We start from the raw sequence: 11,424 nt of genomic DNA on the forward strand, positions 1-11,424 counted from the left end.
CGCGAGGTTGCTGAGCGAAATTACTCGCCCTCGAGCTTCAACATCTGCGAACCTTCACCCAAAGACAGGAGCCCGGACTTGGCATAGATGCCCAGCTTCGCCCGCGTGTCGGTGATGTCGAGGTTGCGCATGGTCAACTGGCCGATGCGGTCCAGCGGCGAGAACGGTGCGTCTTCCACCTTCTCCATGCTCAGGCGCTCGGGCGCGTACGTGAGGTTCGCGCTCTCGGTGTTGAGGATCGAGTAGTCGTTGCCGCGGCGCAGCTCAACGGTCACCTCACCGGTGATAGCGCGCGCCACCCAGCGTTGCGCCGTTTCGCGCAGCATGATCGCTTGCGGATCGAACCAGCGGCCCTGGTACAGCAGACGGCCCAGGCGCAAACCATTGATGCGGTACTGCTCGATCGTGTCTTCGTTGTGAATGCCCGTCACCAGGCGCTCGTAAGCGATGAACAGCAGCGCCAGACCCGGCGCTTCGTAGATGCCGCGGCTCTTGGCTTCGATGATGCGGTTCTCGATCTGGTCGCTCATGCCCAGACCATGGCGACCGCCGATTTCGTTCGCCTTGAGGATCAGGTCCACAGGGCTCGCGAACGTCTCACCATTCAGCGCGACCGGCTGACCTTCTTCGAAACGCACCGTCACGGTCTCGCGCTTGACCTCGACCTCGTCTTTCCAGAACGCCACGCCCATGATGGGGTTGACGATCTGGATGCCGCTGTTGAGGTGTTCCAGGTCTTTCGCTTCGTGCGTCGCGCCCAGCATGTTGCTGTCGGTGCTGTAGGCCTTCTCGGCGCTCATCTTGTAGCCAAAGCCGTTGGCCGTCATGAACGCGCTCATTTCGGCGCGGCCGCCGAGCTCGTCGATGAACAACTGGTCGAGCCACGGCTTGTAGATTTTCAGGCTCGGGTTGGTCAGCAGGCCGTAGCGGTAGAAACGCTCGATGTCGTTGCCCTTGAAGGTCGAGCCGTCGCCCCAGATGTGGACGTCGTCTTCCTTCATCGCGGCCACCAGCATCGTGCCCGTGACGGCGCGGCCCAGTGGCGTGGTGTTGAAGTAGGTCACGCCCGCAGTGCTGATGTGGAAGGCGCCGCACTGCAGGGCGGCAATGCCTTCGTGCGCCAGTTGCGTTCGGCAGTCGATCAGGCGCGCCTTCTCGGCGCCATAGGCCAGGGCCTTGCGCGGAATTTCGTCGTAGTCCGGCTCGTCGGGCTGGCCGAGGTTGGCGGTGTACGCGTAAGGGATTGCGCCCTTTTGCTTCATCCACAACAGCGCGGCGGACGTGTCCAGGCCGCCGGAGAAGGCGATGCCGACTTTCTGTTGCGTGGGGAGGTTTTGAAGAATGGTGGCCATGGCGGTCTTTCGGCGGCGGATCGATCAGCCGAAGTGGCAGATGTAGTGGTAAGGCTCGGTCACGCGGATCTGGAAGCTGCTGTTGCCCGGCACGCTGAATTTTTCGCCCGGGCCCGACTTCTTCCACTCGCTGGTACCCGCCACCTGGTATTCACAGCCACCCGCCACGCATTCCATGATCTCGGGCGCGCCGGTGTTGAACGTGAGCGTGGCGGGCAACACCACACCGACCGATTTTTTCGTGCCGTCGGCAAAGGTGATGCCGTGGCTGACGCATTTGCCGTCGAAATACACGCTGGCCTGGGTGTTGACGGTCACGCCGTCGAATTGGGTGGTGCTCATGGTGTTGGGAGAGATGTGATGCAAAGACGAAAGGCGAAACCGCGATTTTAGGCCGCGGCCCGCAGCGGGGCTGGCCCGGTCAGATCCGGCGCTGCCAGTCGGCGGCGTTGAAACCCACGGTGATGGCCCCGCCGGTCCACGCCACCACCGGGCGCTTGATCACGCTCGGGTTGGCCAGCGCCACGGCGCGGGCGCTGGCCGCGTCTGTCACACCGGCGCGCGTGGCCTCGTCGAGTTGGCGCCAGGTGGTGCCCTTGCGGTTGATCACGGTGTCCCAGCCGGCGGCGGCGAGCCATTGATCGAGCTCCGCGCCGGGAATGCCTTGTTTCTTGAAGTCGTGAAAGGCGTATTCCACGCTGTGCTCGGTGAGCCAGGCGCGCGCCTTCTTCACGGTGTCGCAATTGGGGATGCCGTAGAGGGTGATCATGGGCTGCATTGTCCGCGATGGGACAATCGCCCCCATGCTTGATATTCCCGTGCCTACCCACCCCACCACGCTGGCCGACTGGCTGGACCACGCCGAGCGCCTGCACCCGGTCACCATCGACATGGGGCTGGACCGCGTGCAGCGCGTGGCACGGCGCATGGGCCTCAAGCTCGACTGCCCGGTCATCACCGTGGCCGGCACCAATGGCAAGGGCTCCACCTGCGCCATGCTGGAAGCCATCTACACCCAGTCGGGCTACCGCACCGGCGTCTACACCTCGCCGCACCTGGTGCACTTCGAAGAACGCTGCCGCGTCGCGGGCGAGGCGGTGGCCTCGAACGATCTGGTGCCCGCCTTTGCCGAGGTGGAAGTGGCGCGCAAAGGGCAGACCGGCGACGACGGTGGCGAGATCAGCCTGAGCTATTTTGAATTCACCACGCTCGCCATCCTGCGCACGCTCGCGCGCAGCGGTCTGGACGTGGCGATCCTGGAAGTGGGCCTGGGCGGCCGGCTCGACGCGGTCAACATCATCGACGCCGATTGCGCGGTCATCACCAGCATCGCCCTTGACCACATGGCCCTGCTCGGCAACGACCGCGAAGCCATCGGCTCCGAGAAGGCCGGCATCATGCGCACCGGCCGCCCGGTGGTGGTGAGCGACCCGGTGCCGCCGCAAAGCATTCTGGACCGCGCGCTGGAGGTGGGCGCGAACCTCTGGCGGCTGGGCAAGGACTTCCATTTCGCCGGCGACCAGCAGCAATGGGGCTGGGCCATGCACCCCTCGCACGGCGGGCGGCGTTACGCCGGCCTGGCCTACCCGGCGCTGCGCGGCGCCAACCAGCTGGTCAACGCCTCGGGCGTGCTGGCGGCGGTGGAGGCCTTGCGGGGTCGGCTGCCGGTGACCGCGCAGGCGGTGCGCAATGGCCTGGCGCTGGTGGAGCTGCCGGGGCGCTTCCAGATCGTGCCCGGCACGCCCACCCTGGTGCTGGACGTGGCGCACAACCCCCATTCGGTGGCGGCACTGGCCGAGAACCTGGACGCCATGGGCTTCTACCCCGGCACCCACGCGGTGTTCGGCGCCATGGCCGACAAGGACCTGGCCACCATGCTGGAGCGCATCGCGCCCCTGATCGACCACTGGCACCTCACCGATCTGCCCTTGCCGCGTGCGAGCAAGGCGACGGCTCTGCAAGCCATGCTCGACGCCCATCCGGCCACCGCGCCGGGTGGCAAAAGCAGGGTGGCCGGTGTCCATGCAAACCCCATGGACGCCTTGCGGGCCGCGGTGTCCGCCGCGGACCCCGCTGATAGAATCGTCGTCTTCGGATCGTTCTACACAGTGGGTGGCGTTTTGCAGGACGGCGTGCCCCGAATGTCGGCGAAACACCTGTCCGCCTAGCCCTCACACAGAGCGTCCTTTCCGCCAGGCCTTCATGGCGCCACGCTCCCACCCCGAATGTTCAAATCCCGTTCAGGCTCCCAGGGCAACGCCTCGACCCCCCCGCCACAGAGCATCGAGGCCGTGCGCCGCCGCGCACGCCACCGCCTGATCGGCGCCAGCGTGCTCGTGCTGGTCGGCGTGGTCGGCTTCCCGCTGTTGTTCGACACCCAACCCCGGCCGATTTCCGTCGACATTCCGATCGAAATCCCCGCCAAGACCGCGCCGGTGGCCAAGCCCGCTGCTGCGGCTGCTCCTGCACCCGTCGCCGCCGCACCGGCTGCCGCGAAGCCGGCGGCGGCAGAGCCCTTGTCCAGCCGCGACGGCCTGAGCGCCCGCGAAGAGGTGGTCGAAAAGACGCCCAAGCCGGCGGCGCCCGTGGCGGCCGCCACGCCAGCGCCGACGACCCCCGAACCTGCCAAGCCGGCAGCACCAGCCGCCCCAACCGATGCCGCCCGCGCGCGCGCCTTGCTCGAAGGCAAGCCCACGCCCACCGCCCAGGCCACCGCGAAACCCGCCAGCGCCGCGGCCGAGCGGCTGGTGGTGCAGGTCGGCGCGTTTTCCGAGGCGGCCGGCGCGCGCCAGGTGCGCCAGAAACTTGAAGGCGCGGGCCTCAAGACCTACACGCACGAGGCCAAGACCGCCGACGGCACGCGCATCCGTGTGCGCGTGGGCCCTTTTGACAACCGCGCCGATGCCGACAAGGCCGCTGCCCGCGTGAAGGCCATGGGTCTGCCTGCGGCGGTCCTGACGCTTTAGCCTGCGCACGCTGATGCTCCTGACCGATTGGGTGTTGCTGCTGGGTTTGCTGTTGTCCGTGTTGCTCGGACTGTGGCGCGGGCTGGTGTACGAGGTGTTGTCCGTGCTGGGCTGGATCGCCGCCTTCGTGCTGGCCCAGGCCTTTGCCGATGAAGCCGGTGCCTGGCTGCCGATGGGCAACCTGTCACCCCCGCTGCGTGTGGCGATCGGTTTCGTGCTGGTGTTCGTGACCGTGGCATTCACTGCCGGCCTGGGTGCCTGGCTGGTGCAGAAACTGGTGGCATCGGTCGGCCTGCGACCGGTGGACCGCGTGCTCGGTGGCGCTTTTGGTTTGTTGCGTGGGGTGGTGATCCTGCTGGCGGTGGCGCTGGTGGTGAGCATGACCCAGATGCAGAACGCTGCCTGGTGGGCAGACTCCAACGTGGCCAAGGTATCGACCGCCACGCTGGTCGAGGTCAAGCCCTTGTTGCCCGAGCCGGTGGCCCGATATATACGTTAGTTTTTTGAGGATTCAATCATGTGTGGAATCGTGGGCGTGGTCAGCAAGACGCCGGTCAATCAGCTCATCTACGACGCGCTGCTGTTGCTGCAGCACCGCGGGCAGGACGCTGCGGGCATCGTCACCCAGCAGGGCCGCAAGTTCTTCATGCACAAGGCCAAGGGCATGGTGCGCGACATCTTCCGCACCCGCAACATGCGCGCGTTGCCCGGCCTGTGCGGCCTGGGCCAGGTGCGTTACCCCACGGCGGGCAATGCCTACAGCGAAGAAGAGGCGCAGCCCTTCTACGTGAACGCGCCCTTCGGCCTGGTGCTGGTGCACAACGGCAACCTCACCAACGCCAAGGCGCTGGCGCAGGAGCTGTTCCAGACCGACCACCGCCACGTCAACACCGAGAGCGACTCCGAAGTGCTGCTCAACGTGCTGGCGCACGAACTGGAGAAGGTCACGCGCGGCATCACCCTGAAGCCGGCCGACGTGTTCGCCGCCGTGCGTGGCGTGCACCAGCGCGTCAAGGGCTCCTACGCTGTGGTGGCGCTGATCGCCGGTCATGGCCTGCTGGCGTTTCGCGATCCGCATGGCATTCGCCCGCTGTGCATCGGCCGCAACAAGGACGGTGGCGTCATGGTCGCCAGCGAGTCTGTCTCGCTGGAAGGCAACGGTTTTGAACTCGACCGAGACCTCGTGCCCGGCGAGGCGGTGTTCGTCGACCTCGACGGCAACATGCAGTTTCAGCAGTGCGCCGACAAGATCAGCCACAACCCCTGCATCTTCGAATACGTGTACCTGGCGCGGCCCGACTCGGTCATGGACGGCATCTCGGTCTACCAGGCGCGCCTGAACCTGGGCGTGACGCTGGCCAAGCGCGTGATCTCCACCGTGCCGCCCAACGAGATCGACGTCGTCATCCCGATCCCCGAATCTTCACGCCCCAGCGCCATGGAACTGGCGCAACTGCTGGGCCTGCCGTACCGCGAAGGCTTCGTGAAGAACCGCTACGTCGGCCGTACCTTCATCATGCCGGGGCAGGGCGTGCGCAAGAAATCGGTGCGCCAGAAACTCAATGTGATCGGCAGCGAATTCAAGGGCCGCAATGTGCTGCTGGTGGACGACTCCATCGTGCGCGGCACCACCAGCCGCGAAATCGTGCAGATGGCGCGCGACGCCGGTGCGCGCAAGGTCTACCTGGCCAGCGCCGCGCCGCCGGTGCGTTACCCCAACGTCTACGGCATCGACATGCCCACGCCCGGTGAACTCGTGGCGCACGACCGCACGGTGGAAGAAGTGCGCGAGATCATCGGTTGCGACGCGCTGATCTACCAGGACGTGGACGCGATGAAGCAGGCCATCGGCTCGCTCAATCCCAAGCTGAACGGCTTCGACGCCTCGTGCTTCGATGGCGTGTACGTCACCGGCGACATCACGCTGGAAGACATCGCCCGCCTCAACGCCGGCCGCGACCAGAGCGAAGAGGGCGAGGAAGACACCTCGCGCCTGGCCTTGCCCAACGCGCAGGTTGTCTGAAGGACCGTGCCCATGACGCAGAAAAAAAACCTGGAACTGCACCGCGACACGCTCGCTGTGCGCGAAGCCGTCGAACGCAGCCAGTACGGCGAAAACTCCGAGGCCCTGTACCTCACCAGCGGCTACGTGCAGCCCAATGCCGAATCCGGCGCGCGCCGCTTCGCTGGCGAAGAAGACGGCTTCACCTACGGCCGCTACGGCAACCCGACCGTGGCCAGCTTCGAGAAGCGCCTGGCCGCGCTCGAAGGCGCCGAAGCCTGCATGTCCACCGCCTCGGGCATGTCTGCCATCCTCATGATGTGCATGGGCCTGCTCAAGGCCGGTGACCACGTCGTGTGTTCGCAGTCCATGTTCGGCTCGACCATCAAATTGATCGGCACCGACCTGGCCAAGTTCGGCGTCACGTCCAGCTTCGTGCCACAGACCGACGTGGCCGCCTGGAAGGCCGCCCTCACGCCGAACACGAAGTTGTTTTTTGCCGAGACGCCCACCAATCCGCTCACAGAGGTGTGCGACATCCGGGCCCTGGCCGATCTCGCGCACAACGCGGGCGCGCTGCTGTGCGTGGACAACTGCTTCGCCACGCCGGCGCTGCAGCGTCCCATGACGCTGGGCGCCGACATCGTCATGCACTCGGGCACCAAGTACCTCGATGGACAGGGCCGCGTGATGGCCGGCGCGTTGTGCGCCAGCCAGGAGATGGTCACCAAGTCGTTTCTGCCGGTGCTCAAGAGCGCGGGCATGACGCTGGCGCCTTTCAACGCCTGGGTCGTGCTCAAGGGCCTGGAAACGCTGGACATCCGCATGCAGGCCCAGTCGGCCCGCGCGCTGGCCTTGGCGCAGTGGCTGGAGAGCCATGCGTCCGTGGCGCGCGTGTTCTACCCCGGCCTCGCCAGCCACCCGCAGCACGCGCTGGCGATGGCGCAGCAAGACGGGTGTGGTGGTGCGGTGCTGTCGTTCACGGTGAAGGGCGCCAACCCCGATGAGGCGCGCTCGCGTGCTTTCCACGTGCTCGATTCGCTGCAGGTCATGTCGCTGTCCACCAACCTGGGCGACACCAAGACCCTGATGGCGCATCCCGCCAGCACCTCGCATGGCCGCCTCACCGAAGAGCAGCGCCAGGCGGCCGGTGTGGTCCAAGGCCTGATCCGCGTCGCGGTCGGTCTTGAGCACCTTGGCGATATCCAGGCCGACCTCGACCGTGGCCTTTCTTCCTTCTGACATGACCGCACCCATCCGCACCCGCTTCGCGCCGTCGCCCACCGGCTTCATCCACCTCGGCAACATCCGCTCGGCGCTCTACCCGTGGGCGTTCGCGCGCTCCACCGGTGGGGCGTTCATCCTGCGCATCGAAGACACCGACCTGGAGCGCTCTTCGCAAGCCGCGGTGGACGTGATCATCGAAGGCATGAAGTGGCTCGGCCTCGACCACGACGAAGGCCCGTTCTACCAGATGCAGCGCATGGACCGCTACAAGGCCGTTCTGGCCGACATGGTGGCTGGTGGCCTGGTCTACCCCTGCTACATGAGCGTGGCCGAACTCGATGCGCTGCGCGAAAAGCAGATGGCCGCGAAAGAGAAGCCGCGCTACGACGGCACCTGGCGTCCCGAGTCCGGCAAGGCCCTGCCGCCCGTGCCCGAAGGCGTGAAGCCCGTGCTGCGCTTCAAGAACCCGCAGGGCGGCGTGGTCGCGTGGGACGACAAGGTCAAGGGCCGCATCGAAATCGCCAACGACGAACTCGACGACCTCGTGATCGCGCGTCCCGACGGCACGCCCACCTACAACTTCTGCGTGGTGGTCGACGACATCGACATGGTCATCACCCACGTGATCCGGGGCGATGACCATGTGAACAACACGCCGCGCCAGATCAACATCTTTCGCGCGCTCGGCAAGGAGCCACCGGTGTACGCCCACCTGCCCACCGTGCTCAACGAGCAGGGCGAGAAGATGAGCAAGCGCAACGGCGCCAAGCCCGTCACGCAATACCGCGACGAAGGTTACCTGCCCGACGCGATGGTGAACTACCTCGCGCGCCTGGGCTGGAGCCACGGCGACGATGAAATCTTCAGCCGCGCGCAGTTCCTCGAGTGGTTCAACCTCGACCACCTTGGCCGCAGCGCCGCGCAGTTCGACGATGCCAAGCTGCGTTGGGTCAACGCCCAGCACCTCAAGGCCATGGCCGACGACGCGTTGGCGCCTCTGGTGGCCGCGTATCTGCAACAGCAGGGCATCACGGCCGACGAGCGCCTGCCGCGCATCTGCGGTCTGTTCAAGGACCGCTGCGACACGCTTGTGGTCCTGGCTCAGTGGGCGAAAGCGTTTTACGCCGACATCACGCCCAACGCCGACGAGCGCGCACAACACGTGACCGACACCGTGCGCCCGGTGCTGGCCGCGCTGACGGACAAGCTGTCGGCCTGCGCCTGGGACAAGCCGGCCATCTCGGCGGCCATCAAGGAAGTGCTGACGGCGCACGGGTTGAAGATGCCGCAACTGGCCATGCCGGTGCGCGTGTTGGTCATGGGAACAGCCCAGACGCCATCGCTCGATGCCGTGCTGGAACTGCAAAATCGCGAGACGGTGTTGACGCGTTTGCGGAACGCCTGAAAAAACTCGCTATAATTTGAGGCTTGCTGAAATGCACCGGCGACGAAGTCGCAGGCACAGATCGGCAAACCCTGTGGGGGTATAGCTCAGCTGGGAGAGCGCTTGCATGGCATGCAAGAGGTCAGCGGTTCGATCCCGCTTACCTCCACCAAATTTGAAGTCGCAATGAGTCGCTCATGGCGGCAACGGAAGAAAAAACAAGCTCTTCCGCTGCTACAATGCGAGGCTCTTTGAGTCCAGGTTATGACCCTATCGTCTAGAGGCCTAGGACATCACCCTTTCACGGTGAGTACCGGGGTTCGAATCCCCGTAGGGTCGCCAAACAAGCCGCAAGGCAAGTAGGCAACAAGTGGTTGGCACTTGGTTCGCAAGAACAAACGCCATCTACCAGGAGTGGTAGTTCAGTTGGTTAGAATACCGGCCTGTCACGCCGGGGGTCGCGGGTTCGAGCCCCGTCCACTCCGCCAAAATGTCGTTGTAAATCAACAGCTTAGATAAAGCCCGGTGCGAAAGCAGCGGGCTTTTTTCTTGCCCGAACGGAAATCAGTGTCCCCGTTTTGTCCCGGGAAATACTTTGAAGGACTTTGAAGTACCTGGAGGATCGTCCCGGTTTTGTCCCCACTTTCAATGCAAGCAGAGTGGAAGCGTCGCTGTGAGAGCGCTTGATGTCAGGCTCTGTACCAGTACGTCGGGAGTGTACTTTCGGTGGCTGCCACCACCTGAGCCGATGCCATCGGCGCGTGTGGTATTCTGCGTGCAGTCATCCATCTGAATGTGGATAAATTGAACGTCCGTTTTCAACGGACTCGAGGCTTTGATCGTCGTGATGTCCCAAGCTGACCGTCCGACACAAGCCCTCCCACTCCATGCTCAATCGCGCACTCATGTGCGGCATCAACATTTCCCAATGTCGTGGAATGTCGATGAGTCGAACACTTCACGTGTCTCGATCGATCATCTGTCAGTCTCAACCCGTCAGCTCGTTGAAACTGGGCGCGTCCGCGCCGCCAGGAAGAGCCATGAGCACAGCGTTACTGATCCCCTACCTTGAGGGAGCCCGAACAATTGGTATTGCCAACCAGACAGCAAAAAACTGGCTTTCTGCCGGAAGGTTTCCAGTTGCGACCTTCCTGATCGGACGCCGAAGGATGGTTCGAGTTTCAGATCTCGAAGCCTTTGTCGCAGGCCTTGGCGAGCCACCTCGCGAGACCGTTTGTTCCAAGGTGGCACCACCTGCTGTCGAGCTCAAAAGAAGCAGGGGCAGACCTCGGAAGTCTGCAAACTCAAACGGGGTTTCTCGCTCTATTTGAGCAGCGGTTTGCGGTGACCGTGCACTAAGTACTCGGCGAGTCTCGGAGAATATGAAGTGAATACTGATGGCTGTCGTCCACCCTTGGAAGGTGAGAGGCAGCAGTGCAGCGAAAGCGGGTGCTGGCCAACGGCTGCATTCAGGAAGATCAGTTTTGAAATTTGGCGTACCGGTCGGCGGTCACTCGCCGCCAGTACAGTGCAGAAGCCAGAACTTCGACCAAGCTCACGGAAGTGGGCTACCGATGAATCGTTGTTCACTCGGACGTGAGCAATCTGCAAATCGAGACGGCTATCGAGGATGACGCTATCCGCCGCCGAGCCTACGGCTGTGTCAGCTGTTCCGCAGGCAGACCAAACAGTTTTCGTAGCTGTTTCAAATTGTCCTCATTCGGTGTCACGACTTCGAGGTAGGTTTCCTCATTGATCGGTATACCCATGTCACGACGCACTGCCGCGATCAGTGGAATCGTTAGCTTAGACAATCGCGCATGTTCGGCGTAGCAATGCTTAGTGAACTCAAGGTGCAAGGGCCGCAGCGTTTGAGCAAGTTTGGTGTGAGATGCATCATGCTCGGCGGCCAATTTCGACTCTCGCTCAAAAAGCGCATTCAAAGCTGCAAACCGCTCATTTGTCATCGACCCAGCCAGATGCCCTTCGCGCACCAGATCGGCAAGCTTGGCCGTCGATTTTTGATAGTGATCGCGCATCGAAGCATGCCTTAGCGTTTCAGCTCTCATGTCGTCGAGCGCAATACGATCAACTCTTAGCGTCATGAAAGTATCGTCAAGCTGCCGGTATAACGTCGCAAACTTCAACGCTACTTCTTCACTTGCTACGACGTGCAGGCGCGCCGTACCTGAAGCTCGCTTAGCAAACGCATCACGAACCTCAAGCGCAGACTTGTTGAGGTTCTGAATCTCGGTAATCGACGCCATTCCCAACGCAATGGCTTCAGCAGCATCCAGGTAAATCTGCTTGCGAAGATTAAGTTCATGCTCCTTGGCACGCATCGCTTGATCATGCGTATGTTCCTCAGCGCGCATCGCTTGTAAGCGTCCAGCGATCCCATCTTGACGGTGGAGGCAAGACAACGCAGTGGTCAGAAAGGCTGTACCCAGCGATGCGGCAGCAGCTCATCAATCCGGTGGTGGGGATGTGTTT

General features: G+C 63.6%; 11 protein-coding genes and 3 tRNA genes. 10 read left to right on the forward strand and 4 right to left on the reverse strand.

Annotated features, from left to right (window positions below; all coding sequences use genetic code 11):
- Window positions 1-20: 20 nt before the first annotated feature.
- From argG to FFS09_RS26350, 3 genes are all read right to left on the reverse strand, one after another.
- Window positions 21-1,352, reverse strand: coding sequence for an argininosuccinate synthase (gene argG, locus FFS09_RS26340; protein ID WP_137921906.1), 1,332 nt, complete (start codon window positions 1,350-1,352; stop codon window positions 21-23).
- A 24-nt stretch (window positions 1,353-1,376) separates the two neighbouring features.
- The gene (gene ppnP, locus FFS09_RS26345; protein WP_137921907.1) at window positions 1,377-1,694 is read right to left on the reverse strand and encodes a pyrimidine/purine nucleoside phosphorylase; all 318 of its coding nucleotides are present in this window, start codon (window positions 1,692-1,694) and stop codon (window positions 1,377-1,379) included.
- Window positions 1,695-1,773: 79 nt separating this feature from the next.
- Window positions 1,774-2,121, reverse strand: coding sequence for an ArsC family reductase (locus FFS09_RS26350; protein ID WP_137921908.1), 348 nt, complete (start codon window positions 2,119-2,121; stop codon window positions 1,774-1,776).
- A gap of 34 nt (window positions 2,122-2,155) precedes the next feature.
- Between FFS09_RS26350 and folC the strand changes: the two genes are divergently transcribed.
- The 10 genes from folC to FFS09_RS31715 all read left to right on the forward strand — a co-directional run bounded on the left by folC (window position 2,156) and on the right by FFS09_RS31715 (window position 10,262).
- Window positions 2,156-3,520, forward strand: a complete 1,365-nt coding sequence (gene folC / locus FFS09_RS26355; protein WP_137921909.1) for a bifunctional tetrahydrofolate synthase/dihydrofolate synthase — start codon at window positions 2,156-2,158, stop codon at window positions 3,518-3,520.
- Window positions 3,521-3,577: 57 nt separating this feature from the next.
- Window positions 3,578-4,318, forward strand: coding sequence for an SPOR domain-containing protein (locus tag FFS09_RS26360; RefSeq protein ID WP_137921910.1), 741 nt, complete (start codon window positions 3,578-3,580; stop codon window positions 4,316-4,318).
- Between the two features lie 13 nt (window positions 4,319-4,331).
- The gene (locus tag FFS09_RS26365) at window positions 4,332-4,817 is read left to right on the forward strand and encodes a CvpA family protein (RefSeq protein WP_137921911.1); all 486 of its coding nucleotides are present in this window, start codon (window positions 4,332-4,334) and stop codon (window positions 4,815-4,817) included.
- Between the two features lie 18 nt (window positions 4,818-4,835).
- Window positions 4,836-6,341, forward strand: a complete 1,506-nt coding sequence (purF, locus tag FFS09_RS26370; RefSeq protein WP_137921912.1) for an amidophosphoribosyltransferase — start codon at window positions 4,836-4,838, stop codon at window positions 6,339-6,341.
- Between the two features lie 12 nt (window positions 6,342-6,353).
- The gene (locus tag FFS09_RS26375) at window positions 6,354-7,562 is read left to right on the forward strand and encodes an O-succinylhomoserine sulfhydrylase (protein WP_137921913.1); all 1,209 of its coding nucleotides are present in this window, start codon (window positions 6,354-6,356) and stop codon (window positions 7,560-7,562) included.
- A gap of 1 nt (window position 7,563) precedes the next feature.
- Window positions 7,564-8,952 (forward strand): glutamate--tRNA ligase, encoded by a 1,389-nt coding sequence (gltX, locus tag FFS09_RS26380; RefSeq protein ID WP_137921914.1) that lies wholly within the window; start codon window positions 7,564-7,566, stop codon window positions 8,950-8,952.
- A 75-nt stretch (window positions 8,953-9,027) separates the two neighbouring features.
- A tRNA-Ala gene (locus FFS09_RS26385) sits at window positions 9,028-9,103 on the forward strand.
- Between the two features lie 94 nt (window positions 9,104-9,197).
- Window positions 9,198-9,273 (forward strand) — tRNA-Glu (locus tag FFS09_RS26390).
- A gap of 69 nt (window positions 9,274-9,342) precedes the next feature.
- Window positions 9,343-9,419 (forward strand) — tRNA-Asp (locus FFS09_RS26395).
- A 552-nt stretch (window positions 9,420-9,971) separates the two neighbouring features.
- A complete protein-coding gene (locus FFS09_RS31715; RefSeq protein ID WP_171020203.1) occupies window positions 9,972-10,262 on the forward strand; it encodes a helix-turn-helix domain-containing protein in 291 nt (96 codons plus the stop codon).
- 321 nt (window positions 10,263-10,583) lie between these two features.
- On the opposite strand, the gene FFS09_RS26405 is transcribed toward FFS09_RS31715, so the two are convergent.
- Complete coding sequence (locus FFS09_RS26405) at window positions 10,584-11,306, reverse strand: hypothetical protein (protein WP_137921916.1); 723 nt, start codon at window positions 11,304-11,306, stop codon at window positions 10,584-10,586.
- Window positions 11,307-11,424 lie beyond the last annotated feature (118 nt).

It is taken from the genome of Hydrogenophaga sp. 2FB, from assembly GCF_005503365.1.
Classification (GTDB): Bacteria; Pseudomonadota; Gammaproteobacteria; order Burkholderiales; family Burkholderiaceae_C; genus Hydrogenophaga.

Coding starts and splice junctions, on each gene's coding strand:
- argG (WP_137921906.1), bottom strand. CDS start 1,352: ATGGCCACCATTCTTCAAAACCTCCCCACGCAACAGAAAGTCGGCATC.
- ppnP (WP_137921907.1), bottom strand. CDS start 1,694: ATGAGCACCACCCAATTCGACGGCGTGACCGTCAACACCCAGGCCAGC.
- FFS09_RS26350 (WP_137921908.1), bottom strand. CDS start 2,121: ATGATCACCCTCTACGGCATCCCCAATTGCGACACCGTGAAGAAGGCG.
- folC (WP_137921909.1), top strand. CDS start 2,156: ATGCTTGATATTCCCGTGCCTACCCACCCCACCACGCTGGCCGACTGG.
- FFS09_RS26360 (WP_137921910.1), top strand. CDS start 3,578: ATGTTCAAATCCCGTTCAGGCTCCCAGGGCAACGCCTCGACCCCCCCG.
- FFS09_RS26365 (WP_137921911.1), top strand. CDS start 4,332: ATGCTCCTGACCGATTGGGTGTTGCTGCTGGGTTTGCTGTTGTCCGTG.
- purF (WP_137921912.1), top strand. CDS start 4,836: ATGTGTGGAATCGTGGGCGTGGTCAGCAAGACGCCGGTCAATCAGCTC.
- FFS09_RS26375 (WP_137921913.1), top strand. CDS start 6,354: ATGACGCAGAAAAAAAACCTGGAACTGCACCGCGACACGCTCGCTGTG.
- gltX (WP_137921914.1), top strand. CDS start 7,564: ATGACCGCACCCATCCGCACCCGCTTCGCGCCGTCGCCCACCGGCTTC.
- FFS09_RS31715 (WP_171020203.1), top strand. CDS start 9,972: ATGAGCACAGCGTTACTGATCCCCTACCTTGAGGGAGCCCGAACAATT.
- FFS09_RS26405 (WP_137921916.1), bottom strand. CDS start 11,306: ATGCGCGCTGAGGAACATACGCATGATCAAGCGATGCGTGCCAAGGAG.